Raw genomic sequence first — 20,045 nt, forward strand, 5'->3', positions numbered from 1 at the left:
ATTAGAAAGGATATCCGATGGCTATATTTAAAACTAAATTATCTTTTCTCCATTGTGAATCTCCGAAATTGATCCTGTTAAATGCCCATCGGTCGCCTTTTTCGTAATAAGGAACCCTTAAAGGCATTGCCAGGTCAAGTCTCAAAATCAGGATGGAAAAATCAAGTCTTAGGCCAACTCCGGCTCCCACTGCAATTTCACTTAAAAATTCTTTGGAAAATTTAGCGCCCGGTCTTTGAGCATCTTCGTTAATTAACCATACATTTCCTGCATCTGCGAAGACAGCAACATTTAAAAATTTATAAAGATTGGCACGGTATTCAGCGTTAAGTTCTAACTTGATATCCCCGGACTGGTCAAAATAATAACCGGATTTAATGGTTCTCGGATCAAAACTTCCAGGGCCTAATGTTCTGGCACGGAATGCTCTTACGCTGTTACTTCCTCCCGAAAAGAACTGTTTGGAGAACGGAATATTTTCTGAATTCCCGTAAGGATAAGCTATTCCACCTATAAATCTTGTAGCTAAAGATGTTTTCTCTGTGAACTTATGATAAAGCCTGAAGTCATTCTCCATTTTGGCATATTGGCTGAAAGGAATTCCGAAAATCTTTTTTTCTTTTCCTTTTTCAACATTAGCACCCGTTACCAAACCTGTAATATTTCCTGCTAAGTCCAATGTTCCTTTATAATAAATTGTGGTGGGTTTAGGCAGCATTGTATTGGTGTATGTATAAGAATAGGTAGGTCCAAAAATAAGCTGTTTTTGAACAACTCTTTGCATGGCATCACTGTTCGCCGATATCGAGTCATACAAAGCGGTAACCTTGGCAGGAGAAACCAATGTTACATCCAATAGCTTCAGGTCATGTTCCTTTCTTACATTTTCCTTCCATAAATAACCAAATGATGCACTAAACGTATTAAGCGTATAATACTCGGTGCGATTCTGGAATTCAAATCCTAAATTAATATTTGTTCTAGGAACGAAAGCACTTGAAGAATTAAAACGGAAAGGCGCTACAATTCTTGGAATCGAAAGCTGAACATTCGTTCCTGCACGGAAGAGGTTCTTTGCATTCTCCTGACCTCCCATCTGGAAATCAAAAGCTCCGTAAACAGCTGCCTTAAACTGTTCGGCTCCTCTGAAAAAATTTCTGTGCGTCCAGTTCAGGTTTAATTCACTACCTGCATAATTGGCGGAATTGGTTCTTCCCAAAGCTTCCAGCCTCAACGACTGAATTTGCCTCGGGGTCAGTAAATAATAAGCATCAAACTGATGTTTTAATGAATCCGAAACAATGAATTCGTTTTTTACAAATTTAAAAACTCCCAGACTGATCAGACGGTTAAGCGTAAGGTTGTGATTGGAACGGTTGTAAAGATCCCCTTTCTTAAAATACAGAGCTCTGTCGAAAATCTTAGGTTTGAATTTATGCTGAGGATCAATTACATAAATATCATTGTACGCATATTTAGAAAGTGAATCCGTATTCATCGGAACGCTGTACTTGCCTCGCTTTACGTCCTGTATATTATAATTAGGAAATACAATGACCTTGTCAATACTGAACTGCTGCGTTGCCAGATCTGGAGTATTTTCTTTTAATTTTACGTTAAGTTCAACCTTGTGATTTTTACTTACCGTACTGTCTGCCTGAACAATAATATTATCAGGATTGAAATAATAGAATCCCCTTTCCTTTAAACCATTATCAATACGTTCTCTTTCATCTTTAATCACGTCAAGGTCAAAAGGTTTTCCGGGTTTAAGCAAAGTTTTATTTGTTAAACTTTGAATTTCTTTATTGACAAGAGAAGAATCCTGCTGAAACTTAACATTACTGATGAAGTATCTTGAGCCCGGCCTTAAAGTATAAATTACCTTTGCCTTTTTATTTTTGGAAACCGTATCATAGGTAGCTCTGGCATTGAAATAGCCTTTGTTTTCAGAATAGTTTTCAATGATTTTTCTGTTGAATTCCCGATCTACATCCCCTAGCAGAACAGGTTTTTCGCCTGCTTTATATTTCAGCCAGTAATTGAACCCTTTATCTTTTTTAGGCTCTTTGGCGATGTTATAAAAATACAATCTCGGACGGAGCCCTAATATGGTGGAATTAGGCTTTGGAACCAGATTTTCTTCCAATGCAGACTGAAGCTCATTTTTCTCCTTCTTGGAGATGGTATCATTCTCTATTTTCACTTCTCCACCTACGTAAAGCATCTGGTCTTCCTTCAGGAATTTTGTATTGCTGCATGAGAAAGTAACAGCCGCAAAGCCTGAAACAAATAGGTATTTCCAATATATATTAAATCTGATTTTCATTATTTAAATTCTACTACCTGGTTATTTTTGTTTTCTTTTTTACGTCTGTCCTTCTTGGATTTTTGAAAAATCTCCCGGAATTTATCATAGTCTAAAGTGATGATAAATCCTAATCCCGTTTCTATAATCTGTCCCTGAAGAGCTACCTGATACTCATCCTTACGATAAGCCCGAAGCATATATCTTCCGTCTTTTGAAAGACTGTAGTCTACAGTGACGTTTCCTGCAATATTCGTTGTATTCTCATTTTGGCGTGCTTCACCTTCCAGGGCAAAATTACTTCCTACAGAAACTTTCAGACGGTCATTCAGTAATTTTTTGCTTACTCCCACATTCAGGTCCGTTCTTGTATTCTTTGTTCCGCTTGAATAATCTTCAGAAGAATCAAGACCCAGATCAATATCAACCCCTTTGATCAATCCTGAAGCCAGATTATTCAGCTGCTGGGATAGAATTTTACTCACACTCTGTCTGGCCATCATCTCAGCTGACATTCCTGCGCCGGATTCAAACGGATTCTCCCCAATGAAACGGTTCAGCAGCAGAAGAGCAAAAACCTGTTTGTTCATTTCCGATTCCTGTGTTCTGAGCTGAGTAAGCTTTTGGTCTACAATATCAGTTACCGTTGAGGATACAGAATTGTTTTTTTCGTCCGTAGTAATATCAAAAGTGATTTGCGGTTTCAGAAGCTCACCTTTCATTTTTAATAAAGTATTGAAAGGTATTCTCTGTTTAAACTGATTCATTACAGACGCATCTTCACCGCTTACCTGTTGCTCAACGAGATCTATAGGCGGAGCTTCCGTTTTATAGACTGCGGTAATATCCATTGTTGCTGCGGTAGGCTCTCCGGTCCAGGTAATGGTGCTTCCTTTCTGGATATCAAACTTACGTTTCAGAAGACTTACAGAAAGTTCATAAGATCCTTTTTCCACTTCATACACTCCCACAAGAGTTGTTTTCCCCGACGGGTCTATTCCTCCGGTCAGTTCCGCTTCACCCTGAAGTTTTACAAAATCTCCGTTAGCTTTATCAATAACAATAGAGAGTTTAGCTTCTTTACTTACTTCAATGTTTACACTTACATCCATTCCTTTGAAACGGCTTTGTGCTTTCAGCGAATCGGCAATGATGGTTTTATTTAAAACTACCTGATCCTGGTCGATAAATTCTACAATTCCGTCTCTTTCCTGCAGAGAGGGGCTGGACTGTGGAAGAACAAAAGTGAAATCCGTATCATCAGAAACCGACAGCCTGCCGTCAACTTTTGGAAGATCTAAATTTCCTCTGATATGAAGTCCTGCATCAATCGCAAGAATCCCATACATCATCGCATCATTGGATTTTTCTGAATTGACTACCTTGAAGTCTTTGGCGTTCACATCCAGGTTGAATGCAAAATCCCTGTAAGTCTGAGTAAGAATCTGCCCATTGATCACAAGAGAATTTCCATCCTTATCATTTATTTTAAACTTATTAAGCTCGATTCCTCGGTTTGTAAAATCAATTTCGTCATTCAATTTTCTGAAATCGCTGCCTGTTTTTGTAATTTCAAGTCCGGCATCATTGAATTTTACTTTACCTAAAATATTGGGTTTATCTGTATTTCCTGTGATTTTTAAATTTCCTGAAAGATAGCCTTCCGTATTCGTTATCGCATTCATGGAAAAGCCCTGAACACTCTTCATCTGGAGCTGGTTGATAGCCATATTCAGATCAAATGTACTGGAAGAAGTATTGTAATCTCCAAGAATTTTCACATCATTGTTATTGCCGGAAAGAGCAACATCAGCATTTAAAATATTCGGTGAAGTGTTGTTCACTTTTACCGCCAGATTTCCAACCGGACTTCCGTACACAATCAGATCTGTAATATTAAGATCGGAAGTGAAGGTCATGTTTTTCGTAACATCTCTAAGTTGAGCTGTTCCGTTAATGGTTCCTTTTGCAAGGACCGTATCTTTTTTGATGAGTTCAGTAATGGTTTCAATTTTAAAATCTTTTAATGAAACATTTAAAGGGCTGGTTGGGCGGTCGGTTTCAGACTGAAGCGAAATTTCACTTCCGCCATTGGACAGGATGAAATGATCTGCTAAAATCCCCTGGCTGCTGATCTGGATTTTATTGTTTTCAGCAACATTCCAGTCCGAATAATTTAATTTCAAACCGTTCGGATTCAAAGAAATTTCTGTAATGTCATTCAAAGATTTGGCATTTCCTGCAATCAGAAACTGTGTGGCATCTTTATCATCTTTTGTGGTAATATTGTAATTGATGATATTATTGGCAACATCTCCATTGACTGCAATTTTTTTCAGGGTGAAGCTGGAGCTTTTTAAAGCACCTGCGTTAAGGCTGTACTGTAGCGCCTGATTTTCATTGGTTACTTTTAAAGCAACATTTTCCAACGAATTTTCACCATATAATAATTGCGGGATCTGCCCGTCTATTTCTATTTTTTGAGAATCTGCATCATAATTTCCGGCTAAATTAATGGTTTCAAAGCTTTTCAGATCCGGAACAAATTTCCTGATCAGGTCATCATTTTTGATCTTTGCATTGAATGTGAAAAACTGCCCCGGATCAATTTTCTGTCCTTTATCGGGCTTCTGGAATTGGTAATATTGATTAACCGTCTGCGTTAAAGCACCAAAAATCTGTGTCAGCTTATATTTTCCTTTTAAAGAAACATCAGCAATCTGAGAATTGAAAATAACCTTCGTTGAATCCTGTGTGGAAGAAGCTTTCAGATTCATTTCCTGTACAGGATAAACCTCTTTGGTATCTGAAAAAGCAAAATCTTTCAGGTTTAGGTAACCGTTTAAAGCATCTGGATTGAGGCTTGAAAAATCACCATCAATTTTTCCGGCAATAATCATTGGTTTTTCATAGAATCCAAGTTTATTCACATCGAGCTTGATCACTTCACCATTGATCTTTATCGTAGGATTTTTTTCGCTGTAGACTCCGGAAGCTATTAAATTCAGATTGGCGTTCGGGTCTTTTGAGTTCAAAACGATATTATAAACACCACGGTTTATTTTACCTGTTAAATCCATGTTCTGATAACGGTATCCTTTGTAGACAGCTGATGCTACATGACCTTTCAGATTAGCGTTGGCATTTTTGAAATCAAAGCTTTCGCCTTTTGCTGAAATTTGTGCGGTAATAGGACCAATATCTTTATTTTGAATGATCTTTCCAACCTGAACAGCCTGAAGATTGGCTTTTACATCATACAGTTCCCTGTTTTTTCTACTCATGTCCACATCAGCAATAATACCGGCATTTCCAAGGGTAGAGTAGAGGTTCAGGTCTGCCTTAACTACTTTTGTTGTTCCTTTTGCATTTCCTTTGATGCTGAAATGAGAAGGCAGGGATATATTGGAAGGAATTGTATTTTTCGGAACCAGATTGTACACTGTTTTAGCTTCTGCTGAAAATTCTCCGACCCTAAGATCATAATACAGATTTTCAGGTTTCATCGCATTTTTAATTTTTCCTGATGCAGCAACTCTCAACTGATCCAGTCCTGAGACTTTAAGATCTTTGATCAGAAGGTCATTCACCATTCCCTGAACGTTGGCATTGACATTCAGTATAGCGTTCGGATATTTGTTGAAGGGAACAGTATTTCGTAAAGTCGGAACAATGTTTAAAATATCGGCGAAACCTATTTTGGAATCTTTAATGTTGGCTGAAATTTTTACAGCGCCCGGGTTTGAAGTCAGCTGGTCAAAGGAGTCATAATTTAAAATCACCTCATCACGGATCAGTGTCTTCGGGGTTTGCAGATAAAGATCTTTCAGGTAAGCCTGTTTTTCTGCATACACAAAATCTGTATTGAATTTCTGGATATTCAAGCCCCTTCCTTCCTGGATTTCTGCTGAATTCACTGTGCCTGCAAAAGTATTGTTCTCCATTTTGAAGCGTCTTACCTCCACGTTCATTTTAGAAAAATTCATGTGGTTGAAATCCATTCCCTGTTTGGTAGGAGCCATAGCTGTGTTATTGTAAATGGCTTTTACATCATTCAGGACAAGCTTCCCAAGAAGCAGTTTCATGGCTTTCTCCTTGTCTGAAACTTTTGAAATTTCAGGTTCTTTCTGATCTTTCGGATTGGCGTCCTGCGCAGGAAGATACAGATTGGCGTTAATATCTGCCCCGGAAAGAAAAACATTGGAAATATTGTAGGAGTTATTCTCAAGATCAAGTTTATTGACCTTCGTACTTAATTCTTTAAACAGAACTTTAGCAAAAGTTTTAGTGTTATCGTCACCGTAATCAATATTGAAATTGGTAAGTTTGATTCCTCTGAGACCAATACTCATTGGCTTTTTATTATTAAGAGAATCTACCTTTTTCTCTACTTTTTTAGAGACTTCTTCAACAAGATCCTGCTTTAATTTTAGTCTCAGTCCGTCCAGATTAATATCATTAACGGCATAGGTGTTTTTATTAAGGTCAAAAGTTTTAACCCTTGTGTCAAATGATTTGAAATATAACTGAATGTCATTCCTCGACTGTTGGTCGTTGAACGTCACCCCGATATCTTTTAAATTGATCTTATCCAGGGAAATAATAAACGGTTTGGAAGGGCTTTCCTCTTTATCGCTGGTCGCAAAAGCATTGATAATATAATCGAAATTGAAAGTCCCGTTGGGTTTTCGTACTACATTGGCGCGGGCTCCTTCAAGATCTACCGAAGTAATATCAGCTGTGGAACTGATAAGCTTCAGCATGTTTAAGCCCACATCCAGCTTTTTTACAGCAAGAAGTGTATCTACATCCTGGCCTTTAAGGTAAAGGTTTTCCATGATAAGGCTGTTCGGAAATCCTATATTAACCCTTTCCAGGCTTACTTTGGTTTTGATTTTTTTCTCAAGATATACAACCAGTTTATCTTTAATGAAGTTCTGAACGACAGGAAGCCTTAAGCTAAATATCAGAAGGGTAAGAAAAACCAATATTGAAATAAAGGTTATTGCAATACGCTTTAAGAGCTTTCTTTTGTTAATTTTCAGTTTCAAATGCGATTAGGTTTCAAACAAAGATAGGAATACTATTTTATAAGTTCTTTGTTGTGGTATCCTACTAGCAATACAAAAATCCTGCCTTGGCTGCCTTATTATGGAATTTAGTTTAGTAGTTGTCAAGTGAATCAGTTGATAAAGACAGCCAAGGTTTGGATTTTTTTTTTTAAAGCCCCCTTTTAATCATTTTTAATGTTGAAAAGGTTAGCAAAAATGAAATTCAAATGTTAGAGTAGTTTCAAAGGGGGCAAGGAATATATGGAGTTAATAAATTTTGTTAAGTTATGTGAGCTAAGTTTTAAAGGACTGGAAGCTGGAGGAGGGAGGCTGGAAGTTATATTGTATATTCATTTTTAACAGTGCTCTTAAACTAGCTTTAAAAAAATAATAAAATGGTTCTGTAAGTCTTCTTTTAGACTTCAATAACTTCCCTCTTCCAGCTTCAAACTTCCATACTAAATTAATTGTTTCCGTTTTCCCATTTCACTTCTTCACCCTGTGGAGCGGCACCGCCCTGAGCCGGAGTGATAGGAGAAGTTTCCTGGTTGATATGATAGATATAGGCTGCAATTTTTTCAGCATCTCTTCCTGTGATTGTTCCTTCTTTGATGAAAGGTCTCATCGTAGGATTATTGGGAGAGCCGTTTTCAAGCATCCAGAAAACATTTTTAAACAGGCTTTTTTCTTTGATATTGATCCAGTGCGTATCCGTAAGGTTCGGGCCAATGCCTCCTTTTCCGCCGTCACCGTGACAGGTTACGCAGTTGGTTTTGAAAAGTTCCTGGCCTTCTGCTATATGGTCTGCGCTGTATTTTGCCGTTTCCAGGTCAATCTGGGGTGCCGTTTTTTCATATTCGGCTATGGATGCCAGCATTGTTTTTACTTCTTTATCGTATTCTGCTTCTGGGTGGGCATATTCTGTAAAAGCAAAAGCAGTCATATACACGACGCAGAATATGCATCCGAACCAGAAAAGACCTATCCACCATTTAGGCAGTGAGTTGTCAAGCTCCGTGATTCCGTCAAAACCGTGGTCGATCAAAATATCTTTTTCTTCGGTAGCAGATTGTTTTTTGAACGCTGAATTCCAAAGCTTCTGGTAATACGGAATGCTTTTTTCAGCTAAATATTCTTTCTTTTCCTCTTCCGACAGTCTGCTGAAACTCTCGTTTTCCACCAGATCTCCGATAGAGTTCATAATCAGAAGAAGGATTACAGCGATTAGAATAAGTGCCCAGAAAAACGGCGAGGAAAAATAACCTGAGTCTCCGGCGAACATTTCAAACGCCATGATCGTTAAGCCTATCGTTGTTGCGATATATATTGAAATGGGGGTTCTCTTTTTCATTGCAGTCAATTTTAAAAGTTACTCAGCGCTTGCTGTCTGAATCTGTGTTGTTTTAATATCGGTTCCTAATCTTTGCAGGTAGGCGATCATCGCTACAATTTCTCTCTGCTCAAGCGGCACATAAGATGCACCTTTCGCTGTTTTTTCTTTTTCCATTTGATCTTTCACATCCGTTGCCTCAGAATAAATTCTCTGTACAATGGCTTTAGACTGGTTATCTGCCCATTTTCCCGCAGAATCTATTTCTGCTTTTGAATAAGGCACATCGAAAGCATTTTTCATTAACCTCATTTTGTCTACCATTTGAGTACGGTCCAGCTTATTGGTGATCAGCCATGGGAAACGAGGCATAATGGAGCCTGCAGATGTAATTCTTGGGTTATACATATGTTTGAAGTGCCACGAATCAGGGTTCCTGCCGCCTTCTCTGTGAAGATCCGGTCCGGTTCTTTTGGATCCCCATAAGAAAGGTCTGTCATAAATGAATTCTCCGGCCTTGGAATACTGTCCGTTTTTGCCTTCAAACCTTACGATTTCATCACGGAAAGGGCGGATCATCTGTGAGTGGCAGGAGTTACATCCTTCACGGACGTATAGATCTCTTCCTTCCAGTTCCAGCGGTGTGTAAGGTTTTACAGCTGTAATTGTAGGAACACTCTGTTTCAGTGATAATGTGGGAACGATTTCTATTAATCCACCTATCGCTACAGTGATGAAAGCTAAAATAGAAAGTAGTTTTGGAGTTCTTTCCAGCCAAAGGTGTACACCTTCGCCTTCTTTTCTCGCGGTACCGATGTCTGCCAATGCCGGTGCTTCTGCCGGAACGTTTTTCTGGAATGAGCCCGATCTTACAGTTTTGATCACATTCACCACCATTAAAATTGCTCCTGAAAGATAAAGGATACCTCCTAAGAATCTCATTTTAAAATAAGGAATGATTGCCGTTACCGTATCCAGCCAGTTTTTATACATTAAAGTACCATCCGGGTTGAACTGTTTCCACATCAATCCCTGGGTGAATCCTGAGATATACATCGGAACTGCATAGAAGATAATTCCTAAAGTTCCCAGCCAGAAGTGCCAGTTGGCCAGTTTTTTAGACCATAGCGGTGTTCTCCACATGATAGGGATCAGGTAATACACGACTCCGAAGGCCATGAACCCGTTCCATCCAAGCGCTCCTAAGTGTACGTGCCCGATCACCCAGTCGGTGTAATGCCCGATTTTATTTAAAGATTTTGTGGCTAATAAAGGTCCTTCGAAAGTAGCCATACCATAACAGGTAATCGCTACCACAAAGAATTTAAGGATCGGGTTTTCTCTTACTTTATCCCAGGCTCCTCTTAAGGTAAGAAGGCCGTTCAGCATTCCTCCCCATGATGGAGCGATAAGCATGATAGAGAATCCAGTTCCTACGGCCTGAGCCCATGCCGGAAGCGCCGTATACTGAAGGTGGTGAGGGCCAGCCCAAAGGTATACGAAAATCAGCGACCAAAAGTGAATAATGGATAATTTATAGGAGAATACAGGTCGCTGTGCCGCTTTCGGCATGAAATAGTACATCAGACCTAACACCGGTGTTGTCAGTACGAATGCTACGGCGTTGTGACCGTACCACCACTGTACAAGTGCATCTTTTACGCCGGCATATACAGAATAGGATTTCCAGCTTGTGAATGATAAGGGAACTTCAAGGTTATTAAAGATGTGCAGCATGGCCACGGCGATCCAGGTTGCGATGTAGAACCAGATGGCTACATAAAGATGTCTTACCCTTCTCTTCGCAATGGTTCCGAACATATTGATTCCGAAAATAACCCATGAGAAGGTAATCAGGATATCAATAGGCCACTCGTGTTCTGCGTATTCTTTGGAAGTATTGATTCCCATTAAGAATGTAATCACTACGGCAACGATCATCAGCTGCCAGCTCCAGAAATGGATCCATGAAAGCGTGTCGCTGTACATTCTTGTTTTTAAAAGCCTCTGCATACTGTAGTAAGCACCGCAGAAGAAGGAATTACACACAAAAGCAAAAATAACGGCACTGGTATGGAGCATTCTGATCCTTCCGAATCCCATGGCACCCTGCGTGTTGATAAGGCCCTGGATATTTCCGCTTCTCAGACTCTGGATTGTGGTATCATCTGTCCCGAATAAAAACTCTGGTAATTCAGGGTAGAAAAGCATCAGCGCGGCTGTAAGTCCCAGCAGAAAGCCGACCAGCCCGAATACGATAGTAGCATACAAGAATGCTCTGACAATGTTATTGTCATAATTGAATTTTTGCGTCTCCATAATTCCAATTGTATTGTACCGAAAATATTTATCCTCTGAAATCAGATGGTATTGACCTTGATTTATATGAAAAAATAAATATCATGTAACGTGTATAATGTTTTGACAAAGGTATTTATTAACTTTGTGTAAGTCTAGTAGGTATCCTTCTAAACTATACTGAAAACTACTAAAAACAAAAACGATGAAAGTATGTGGTCAAAATATCAGGAAAATCCGTAGAAGCAAAGACTTTACACAGGAGTATATGGCTTTTGAGATGGGCATTTCCCAGAAGGCCTATTCTGACATTGAAAATTCTAAAGTAAAGATCAATCTGGAAATCCTGACGAAGATCTCCGATATCCTGGAAATTAAGCCTTCCGATATCTGCAGTATTTCCCATAAATGCGGAACAGATGGGAATGATGACCGATATCAGTCGCTTTTGGAGTATATGAAAAAGAATAATATTTCAATTCCGGAGGAGTATTTGTAAAGAAATATGGCTTTTTTACTTTTTATTTCTTTAAAACTGAATCTATTGACTGTTCTTACAGCTTCATAGAAGTCAAATTTCTCTAAAGTTTTATATATTTAGGGCATAATTGATTTTATGAGCAGCGAACAGAAAACGGAGCCCAATGATGGGACTCTAGTCAGAGGATTAACCAACAGACATATTCAATTAATTGCCCTTGGAGGAGCCATAGGAACAGGATTGTTTCTTGGGATCGGTCCGGCAGCAGTTTTAGCGGGACCTTCCGTTATTCTGGGATATGCTTTAGCAGGGATTATTGCATTCTTTATTATGCGCCAGCTTGGTGAAATGGTGGTTCAGGAGCCTGTTTCGGGAAGTTTCAGTCATTTTGCCTATAAATACTGGGGGAATTTTCCCGGATTTGCTTCCGGCTGGAATTACTGGATTCTCTATATTCTGGTAAGTATGGCTGAATTGACGGCTATCGGGCATTATATTCATTTTTGGTGGCCCGAAATCCCGCTCTGGGTGTCCAGTTTATTCTTTTTTGTCATGATTACAGCCTTAAATCTGGCTTCTGTAAAAGTGTATGGGGAAACTGAATTTTGGTTTTCTATCATTAAAGTGGTAGCCATTATTGGGATGATCGTTTTTGGTATTTATTTACTGTTGAGCGGTACTGGAGGAGATAAAGCAAGTATATCGAATTTGTGGAACGACGGCGGATTTTTCCCCAAAGGATTTTTTAATAAAGGAGAAGGTGGATTTTCCGGATTGTTTGCCGCTATGGCGATGATCATGTTCTCTTTCGGAGGCTTGGAATTAATAGGAATTACGGCTGCGGAAGCTAAAAATCCTGAAAAGACCATTCCTAAAGCGACGAATCAGGTTATTTACAGAATTTTAATTTTCTACGTGGGTGCTTTGGTTATTTTATTTGCATTGAGCCCGTGGAGAGAGATTACAGAAGGGACAAGCCCGTTTGTTATGGTTTTTCAGAATTTAAATGGATTTGAATTCAATATCTTCGGAAAGGTGATCCAGTTCAATGTTTTAATTGCCAATATTCTTAATCTGATTGTTTTAACCGCGGCTTTGTCGGTGTACAACAGCAGTGTTTACAGCAACAGCAGAATGCTTTTTGGGTTGGCTCAACAGGGGAATGCCCCTAAGTTTTTAAAGAAACTGAATAAAAACAGTGTTCCTACCAATGCAATTCTGATCTCGTCCTGTTTTGCCGGAATCTGTATTATCATCAATAAACTGGTACCTGAAAAAGCATTTGAGTATTTAATGGCTTTGGTGGTTTCTACGTTAATTATCAATTGGCTGATGATCTGCTATACCCATTTGAAATTTAGAAAGGAGAAAGATAGAACGGGTGTGAAGACCTCATTCCCTTCCATATTTTATCCGGTATCGAATTACATCTGTATCCTGTTTTTAGTCGCTATTTTGGTATTGATGAGCATTACGGGAATGGAAATTCAGGTGATCCTAATTCCCATATGGCTGGCTTTCCTGTTTCTGATGTTTAAGCTGTATAAAAACAAATAATCAGTGAATGAAATATAAGGGATGGATTTTTATCTGTCCTTTTTTTGTGCATTATTGTGATGTTTACTGAACTACAGTATTTAAGGAAAATATAATGTTATGGTGAATAGTTCAGGAGAAAAAATAACTGCTGCATGAAAATCAATTCTGCGGCAGTTATCATCATTGTGTATTTAGAATCGCTGTAAACATTCTGAAACAGGGAACATTATTTCATCATGAATACAATTGTTTAGAGAATACATAGAAATGTGCTTCTAAACAAGTTTTATAAGTATCCGGATAAGCCTAAGCATTTTCTGAACTTTTTTAGTTGATTAATGGTGTATACGGCAAAATATTTAAATCTGTGTCAAGTGATCATAGCCTCCCCCGAAAGGGGCCGGAGTGTGGCTTATCTCCGGCCAATAACTAAACTCTTAGCCACAAAAAATATATTTTATAAAAATTTGTTTTGAACTTTAGAGGTACATATAAATTGTTTTAATTTTTATTTGTCATGATTAAAACTATAGTCCTTTAATAATTGCTATTGAGCTGTAAAGTTGAATGATCAATCCATTTATTCAAAAAAAACATCTATTACATGAATATTACATGAGTTGAATCAGCTGAATTTTCAGTAATAATTTGAATTGAGAATGCTTATAACTGCGGTATGAAAATAATTTTTGCAGCAGTTGATCATCGTTGTATATTAGAATATTCTGAAATAGGGAACATTATTTCATTCATGAATACAATTTATTTAGAGAGTTAGATAATCTTTATTTAACATAAACGTCTGCTCTGCCTACCGTACCCCAATTGGTAACAGCACCTACTCCTATTTCTCCTTCCCTTGAAACTTGTAAATTAAAGGTGTAGGTTCCAGGGTTCAGACCTGAAATGGAGTATGAGGTTGAATGATTAAAGCTTCTAATAGCTCCACTGAGCGAGACCCAGCTCATCATGTTTACTGAGCCATATGTTGCCGTTGCTGTGCCTGTCTGAACAATTTGGAAACGCAATGTACCTTGGGCATTTGTTGTACCTGACCCTTCTCCAAAGCCTGTAAAATTTAATACTACTTTTCTCTGAGTGTATCCTGCCGGAACTATTACAGTAACCGCACTGCCACTTAATGTAGTATAGCCCGATGTACTTATTGCCTGAAATGCAATTACCGGTCCTTGGTTATCCATACTGGCAAGCTCCCAATTATTAGCAGCAACGCTGGATACAACAACATCCAGATCCCATCCATTGGCCCCACTGGCTGTAAGCACGGCATATTTTCCCGGCTGCATCATAAAAGTATTATTTGCAGCTGCCATTCCTCCCGAGCGTATTATTTGTCCGGCCGCAGCTACTAATGTTAAATTGTTTGTCGTACTATTATTCTTGATATAGTATTTCCTGCCTCTAAAATCTGCAGGAGTACCATCGGTAGTAGATTTTGCAGGAAGGTTCAGAGTTGCATCTGATGTCCCGGAAAAAGAAACATGGTAGTCCAGAATGTCAAGAGTACTTGTGCCTGTGATTTCCCGAAAATTGCCTTCAACAGATCCCTTTACATCTAAGGTACTGGAAGGTGTTGGGGTATTAATTCCTACTTGGGAGTGAGCGTTTACTGATAAAAATAAAATGCTCGCTAAAAGTAATAATCTTGTTTTCATTTTTTTATTTTTAATGGTTAAACTATAGTTTTTTAATAATAGTTGTTGAGTTGCAAAGTTGAATGATCAATCTATTTATTCAAAAAAAACACCTATTACATGAATATTACATGAGTTGAATTAGCTGATTTTTCAATAATTATTTGAACTAATTAATTGAGGATATTTATAAACTGCCGCTTCTGCAGCAGTTTATCATCATTGTGTATTTAGAATAGCTGTAAACATTCTGAAACAGGGAACATTATTTCATCGTGAACATCATTGTTTAGAACGCATGGAACTGTGCTTCTAGACGCAAGCCTATACATTTAATTGATTAATTGTAAAATATTTAGATTTCACCCAAGAGATCGTAAATGCTATTTAATCTTTAACATAAACATCTGCTCTACCCATTGTACTCCAAAATGTGGTTGTTATACCAGTTCCTGCTTCATTCTCCCTCCTTACCTGTAAAGTAAAAGTATAGGTACCCGGCGCAAGATTCGAAATAGAATATACAACAGGATAATTATAACGAACCACAGCCGCAGAGCCTAATGCCCAAGAGGTCATCATTGTTGAAGCATAAGTTGCAGATGATGTTCCTGTCCTAACAACCTGAAAACGAAAAGAACCAATAGGACTTCCACTACCGACGGCATCTCCCCAACCTGTAAAACTTAATACTACTTTTGAACTTGTTACGCCAGCAGGTACAGTAACGGTAACTTCACAACCATTTACAGTTGTGAAGGAAGCTCCTGAAGGTATATTCTGTGATGTAGGTACGGCAGGCCCGTTAATATCAGAATTAGCCAGCACCCAGTTGTCGTTATATGCCGTAGCAACAAAGTCTAAATCCCACCCATTCAATCCATTAGCGGTAAGGAACCCAAATTTTCCGGGTTTTAAATCAAGGGTATTGGAAGCAGTTCCATTTCCTCCTAGACGTATGGTCTGGCCAGAAGCAGCGGTCAAAGTCAGCTTGCTGGAAGTGCTGTTGTTTTTTATATAATATTTCCTTCCCCTGAAATCCGCCATACTCCCATCAGTAGTAGATTTTGCAGGAAGGTTCAGAACTGCATCTGCCGTTCCTGAAAAAGAAACGTGATAATCTTTATTATCGAGGGTACTCGTGCCTGTAATTTCCCGAAAATTTCCTTCAACGGATCCCCTTATGTCTAAAGTGCTGGAAGGTGTTAATGTATTAATCCCTACTTGTGAGTAAGCATTTGCTGATAAAAATACAGTGCTTGCTAAAAATAACAGTTTTGTTTTCATTTTTTTTCATTCTTAATTGTTAAACTATAGTATTTTACTAATTGCTGTTGAGATGCAAAGTTGAATTATTGGTTTGTTTATTCAAAAAAAAGACCTATGACATGGATGTTACATTTGTATAATGTGTTGAATTTCAGTGTTTTTATATGTGGTTTTGGAATTGTATAGCTATAAAGCCAGGTCTATAAAAAAGATTTTGTTGTCTTATGTTACAACATTAGAAAAATTGTTTTTGTAAATAGTTTAATTTAGATAATGACAATCTCCGAAACTATAGATCGATTACGAGTATATCTTTCAATTTGTGCTGTATACTTCATTCGATTTTTAAAAGATGGCTGGGATAAGGAATCCCAGCCAAATTAAGAGACTTAGAATTTATTTTAGTGAAAGGGTAGATATTTTAAGTTACCCTTATTTTTGTTTTTTTATTTCTGAAATTGCCTTCTTAAGTTCATTTATTTCAAACTGCTGCTGCTGTATAGCATTAACCAATATTTTGGTAAGGGCACTTTCGTCTAATTCCCTTTTGTCTGCCAAACCACTTTTTGCGGTATCGTCTATAACATTGATCATATAGGGGGCAACTTTTTCTACATCCTGCGCTATAAACCCTACATACTCTTTATTCAAATCTTTATATCCTGATTTTTCGTTGTATTTATAAGTAACAGGTTTAAGTTGAGTAATCACATTCAGACCATCTTTAAAATCAGTAATATCTTTTTTAACTCTTCTGTCTGAAAAAGTTCCCCAGCTTCCTCCACCGGGTTTATCTGCTGTCCCATTTACGGAAAGTGTAGAAGTAGGAGCATATGTGCCGATGCCAAGACGTCCGTTGTCTTGAAGCACCATAGTGGGAGCCTGATTGTTTATTGTTCCGGCATGGAACTGAAGGGTACTAGCACTGACTCCTAAACCGTAAAAATCATTTCCATCCGCACTGTTATAAACTGCTAGTTTCTTACTCAACGGATCCGCAATACCCCCCATTGTAGGTCCCATATCAATTATATTATGAGGGTTATTTGTATTAATACCTATTTGATGAATATTATTCGTGTACTTTTTAAGTACCATACTGGGAGACTGATTATTTACTGTTCCGGCATGAAACTGAAGGACTGAAGGACTGACTCCTAAACCATAAAAATCATTTCCATCCGCACTGTTATAAACTGCGAGTTTTTTACTTTCCGGATCCGAAATATTTCCCATTGTAGGTCCCATATCAATGACATTATGGGGGGTGGTTGTATTAATGCCTAACTGAAAAAAATTAGTCTTATACTTTTTAAGTATCATAGCCGGAGCCTGATCAGATATTGTTCCGGCATGAAACTGAAGGACTGAAGGACTGACTCCTAAACCATAAAAATCATTTCCATCCGCACTGTTATAAACTGCGAGTTTTTTACTTTCCGGATCCGAAATATTTCCCATTGTAGGTCCCATATCAATGACATTATGGGGATTGGTTGTATTAACACCCAATTGATAAAAATCAGTCCGGTATTTTTTTAATATCATGGCTGGTAAAGTGTTAGCAGGTGCAGAATTGACATGAAACTGCAGGAAGCCCGGGCTTACCCCTAGTCCATAAAAATCTGTACCATCTGTATTATCATAAATGGCCAATTTTTTACCTGACCTATCAGTTACACTGCTGCCAATTTTAGTGCCCAGATCAAGTGTACTATGAGGTTTGTCTGTTAAAATACCCACTTGGGAATACATACATACTGGCAGTACTAGTGCAACTGCCAAAATCGAAATTTTGTTTTTCATTTGTAAGGAATTGTTTTTTTATTATTGTGTTTTTAGAATCATTAGATTTTATCCATTCTCAATCATATTGGGTGAGATACAAATTTGAGTGATTGGACCGCTTATTCAAAAAACACACCTATTACTTGGGTGTTACATTGATTTAATGGGTTGAAATTCAGTAGGAAGTAATCTGAATTCTATCCAAGCAGGTAAAGAAAATAGTTTCCATATCCAGTCTTGTTGACTGGAAAATATAGAAATGTGTTGAAAGTTGATACTGTTAAGATTTAAACACACATATAGACACCTATTAAGACTTTATCTCAAAGGGATAGCTAAATAAAGAAGACTGATATTATTGAATATTGGTAAGGTTAATAAATATATTATTGATTATTCATATTTTTCATCCAGATGTAGATATCTTCTTCAGAAGAAATATTTAGCTTCTTTCTCAGCCTGTTTTTTCTGGTTTGTATGGATTGTGGCTGAACAAATGTATAAGTTGCTATGTCTTTAGAAGAAAAGTTTAGAAACAGTAAAGCGCAAAATTTTAACTCACTATTTTGCAATTGTGGTTCTATTTGTAACAATTTTGGGAAAAAGTTAGGATAAACTTCCTGAAATCTTGTGAGAAATTCAGGGTCGTTATTTTTTGCAAGTCGTACAACCTCCTCAAAAGCAAGATTTAGTTGTTGATTTAACGCTTGGGTTTCCTGCTCTTTTACCCTCAAAATTTTATTTTTTTTACGCATTCTTTTTATAACCAATAGAATAAAAATAAGAATACCAAAAGCTCCAATCCATATAATATAGATCAGAAGCTTACTCTTGGTTTTTATTTCATTTTCTTTTTGGGTAACTAATTCTTTTACTGTATTTTCAATAGCGGGTTGTTTGGCATTGGCCAGGCTATCTTTAATAGATGTATATTTTTGAAAATATTTTTCCGCAGAGTCTTTATCACCTGTTTTCTTATACACATTGGAGGCTGCATTATATAACCATTGAACCTGGGTAATATTCTTAAGGTTTTGTGCTAATGGGATTGCTTTTTGATAATTGGAAATAGCTGAATCGTACTCTTTTTTATGCTCATGGATCAGACCTTTTACTTTATATAGCTGGAAGTTATAATTTCCGGGAATTTTTTTTGCATTGCCTTCAAGTGATTTAAGTTTTATTTCAGCCGAATCAATTTTATTTTCATAAACATCGATTTCAATTAACACTAAGGAATAGATCAATATATTTACTTTTGATTCATACGTTACCTTTCTATTATTCCGTAAAATAGCAAGTCCTTTCTTTAAATATAATCTGGAGGAATCCAGTTTGTTCTGATCCTTATAAACTATCCCCATTTCAATATATGCCGCTGACTTAAAGTATCTTGAGGTATCGATCGGGATTTCATCTGATAATGCGACAACGTCTTTAAATGAAGTAATAGCTTCCTGATAAAGCCCCATATTATAATAGTTAAAGCCTAAATATCTTTTAATTAAAATCTGAAATTCCGGATTATTGTCTGCGTATTTTTCATTCCTTGCCAGTTTAAGATATTCTAATCCCTTTTTATAATCTTTTGCATATGAATAACTGCCGGCAAGATGTAAATAGCCTAACGCAATTCCTTTAGAATGGTTTATCCGTTTGGATTCCTTCAGTAAGAGCAGGTTTTTTTTTACATATTCATCAAATTTTCCTTCTTTACGTAAGGTTTCAACCTTATTATACTCCGAATCAATATACTGAGGGGTAATTTTTTGTTGAGCAAATATGAATAACGGGAAAAAGAAAATAAAAAGTTTCATCATTTTAAATGTTTTTATGTATTTGTTTTATTAGTGTGTTGTTTCATTTAAAATAAATTTATAAATGTAAAATTAAATATAAAATGATTATTTATTTGATTTATTCTTAATGTTTTCATTCTTTCTTAATTGTTTGGCTAATTCATAGTCTTCAATGTCAAGGTATGGTCTTTTAATAGAGCATTCATTTTTTGTCCGGCAATGTTATAGATTTAAGAAGACGGATGATTAAAATAGGGTATTACATAGGTGTTACATATTGCACATACCTGTTGTTTTCAGTGATCTTTATTTGCTGCAAGACATGAATGAGATGATCCGAAAAGCAGAATGTTTGTATTATAAGAGTCTGAAAAATAATATTTTGTATGGTTTGTAGCTAAAAATAAAAGACGTCATATATAAGTAAAGTCCGGTTTTTTGTTTCCCTTATTTTAATCATGTAAAATTGCAAATCCATCGAGCCTGACTGATACAATAAGATCCAGGTTCATCTCACCAGATAAAGT

Annotated in this window: 10 protein-coding genes; 2 read left to right on the top strand and 8 right to left on the bottom strand. The window is 37.2% G+C overall.

What is annotated here, in order from left to right; genetic code table 11:
* Nucleotide 1 precedes the first annotated feature (1 nt).
* The 4 genes from tamL to ccoN form a co-directional block, all read right to left on the bottom strand.
* Nucleotides 2-2,329 (bottom strand): translocation and assembly module lipoprotein TamL, encoded by a 2,328-nt coding sequence (gene tamL / locus ACTJIV_RS15265; protein WP_440628459.1) that lies wholly within the window; start codon nucleotides 2,327-2,329, stop codon nucleotides 2-4.
* Entirely contained in the window at nucleotides 2,329-7,359 is a 5,031-nt protein-coding gene (locus ACTJIV_RS15270; protein WP_440628461.1) for a translocation/assembly module TamB domain-containing protein, read from the bottom strand. Before ACTJIV_RS15270 ends, tamL begins: the two co-directional genes overlap by 1 nt.
* 463 nt (nucleotides 7,360-7,822) lie before the next feature.
* The gene (locus tag ACTJIV_RS15275; RefSeq protein WP_336378990.1) at nucleotides 7,823-8,710 is read right to left on the bottom strand and encodes a cbb3-type cytochrome c oxidase N-terminal domain-containing protein; all 888 of its coding nucleotides are present in this window, start codon (nucleotides 8,708-8,710) and stop codon (nucleotides 7,823-7,825) included.
* 18 nt (nucleotides 8,711-8,728) lie between these two features.
* Nucleotides 8,729-11,008 (bottom strand): cytochrome-c oxidase, cbb3-type subunit I, encoded by a 2,280-nt coding sequence (gene ccoN / locus ACTJIV_RS15280; RefSeq protein WP_336378989.1) that lies wholly within the window; start codon nucleotides 11,006-11,008, stop codon nucleotides 8,729-8,731.
* Between the two features lie 184 nt (nucleotides 11,009-11,192).
* On the opposite strand from ccoN, the gene ACTJIV_RS15285 reads away from it, so the two are divergent.
* Together ACTJIV_RS15285 and ACTJIV_RS15290 are read left to right on the top strand one after the other, a co-directional pair.
* Nucleotides 11,193-11,486, top strand: coding sequence for a helix-turn-helix domain-containing protein (locus tag ACTJIV_RS15285; protein WP_111955217.1), 294 nt, complete (start codon nucleotides 11,193-11,195; stop codon nucleotides 11,484-11,486).
* Between the two features lie 117 nt (nucleotides 11,487-11,603).
* Nucleotides 11,604-13,025 (top strand): amino acid permease, encoded by a 1,422-nt coding sequence (locus ACTJIV_RS15290; RefSeq protein WP_111955215.1) that lies wholly within the window; start codon nucleotides 11,604-11,606, stop codon nucleotides 13,023-13,025.
* 767 nt (nucleotides 13,026-13,792) lie between these two features.
* Here the strand turns inward: ACTJIV_RS15290 and ACTJIV_RS15295 are convergent.
* The 4 genes from ACTJIV_RS15295 to ACTJIV_RS15310 form a co-directional block, all read right to left on the bottom strand.
* Complete coding sequence (locus tag ACTJIV_RS15295) at nucleotides 13,793-14,683, bottom strand: hypothetical protein (protein WP_440628465.1); 891 nt, start codon at nucleotides 14,681-14,683, stop codon at nucleotides 13,793-13,795.
* A 366-nt stretch (nucleotides 14,684-15,049) separates the two neighbouring features.
* A complete protein-coding gene (locus ACTJIV_RS15300; RefSeq protein ID WP_336378987.1) occupies nucleotides 15,050-15,949 on the bottom strand; it encodes a hypothetical protein in 900 nt (299 codons plus the stop codon).
* 414 nt (nucleotides 15,950-16,363) lie between these two features.
* Nucleotides 16,364-17,716 carry a tail fiber domain-containing protein gene (locus ACTJIV_RS15305; RefSeq protein WP_336378986.1) on the bottom strand — a complete coding sequence of 451 codons (1,353 nt, stop codon included), beginning with the start codon at nucleotides 17,714-17,716 and terminating at the stop codon, nucleotides 16,364-16,366.
* Nucleotides 17,717-18,105: 389 nt separating this feature from the next.
* Complete coding sequence (locus ACTJIV_RS15310) at nucleotides 18,106-19,539, bottom strand: tetratricopeptide repeat protein (protein ID WP_440628468.1); 1,434 nt, start codon at nucleotides 19,537-19,539, stop codon at nucleotides 18,106-18,108.
* Nucleotides 19,540-20,045: the final 506 nt, after the last annotated feature.

The organism is Chryseobacterium sp. 22532 (assembly GCF_052044665.1).
GTDB classification, from domain to species: domain Bacteria; phylum Bacteroidota; class Bacteroidia; order Flavobacteriales; family Weeksellaceae; genus Chryseobacterium; species Chryseobacterium lathyri.

Bases quoted from the DNA above. Each gene is read 5' to 3' on its own strand.
- ACTJIV_RS15275 (WP_336378990.1), bottom strand. From the start codon at position 8,710: ATGAAAAAGAGAACCCCCATTTCAATATATATCGCAACAACGATAGGC.
- ACTJIV_RS15295 (WP_440628465.1), bottom strand. From the start codon at position 14,683: ATGAAAACAAGATTATTACTTTTAGCGAGCATTTTATTTTTATCAGTA.
- ACTJIV_RS15285 (WP_111955217.1), top strand. From the start codon at position 11,193: ATGAAAGTATGTGGTCAAAATATCAGGAAAATCCGTAGAAGCAAAGAC.
- ACTJIV_RS15310 (WP_440628468.1), bottom strand. From the start codon at position 19,539: ATGATGAAACTTTTTATTTTCTTTTTCCCGTTATTCATATTTGCTCAA.
- ACTJIV_RS15300 (WP_336378987.1), bottom strand. From the start codon at position 15,949: ATGAAAACAAAACTGTTATTTTTAGCAAGCACTGTATTTTTATCAGCA.
- ACTJIV_RS15290 (WP_111955215.1), top strand. From the start codon at position 11,604: ATGAGCAGCGAACAGAAAACGGAGCCCAATGATGGGACTCTAGTCAGA.
- tamL (WP_440628459.1), bottom strand. From the start codon at position 2,329: ATGAAAATCAGATTTAATATATATTGGAAATACCTATTTGTTTCAGGC.
- ccoN (WP_336378989.1), bottom strand. From the start codon at position 11,008: ATGGAGACGCAAAAATTCAATTATGACAATAACATTGTCAGAGCATTC.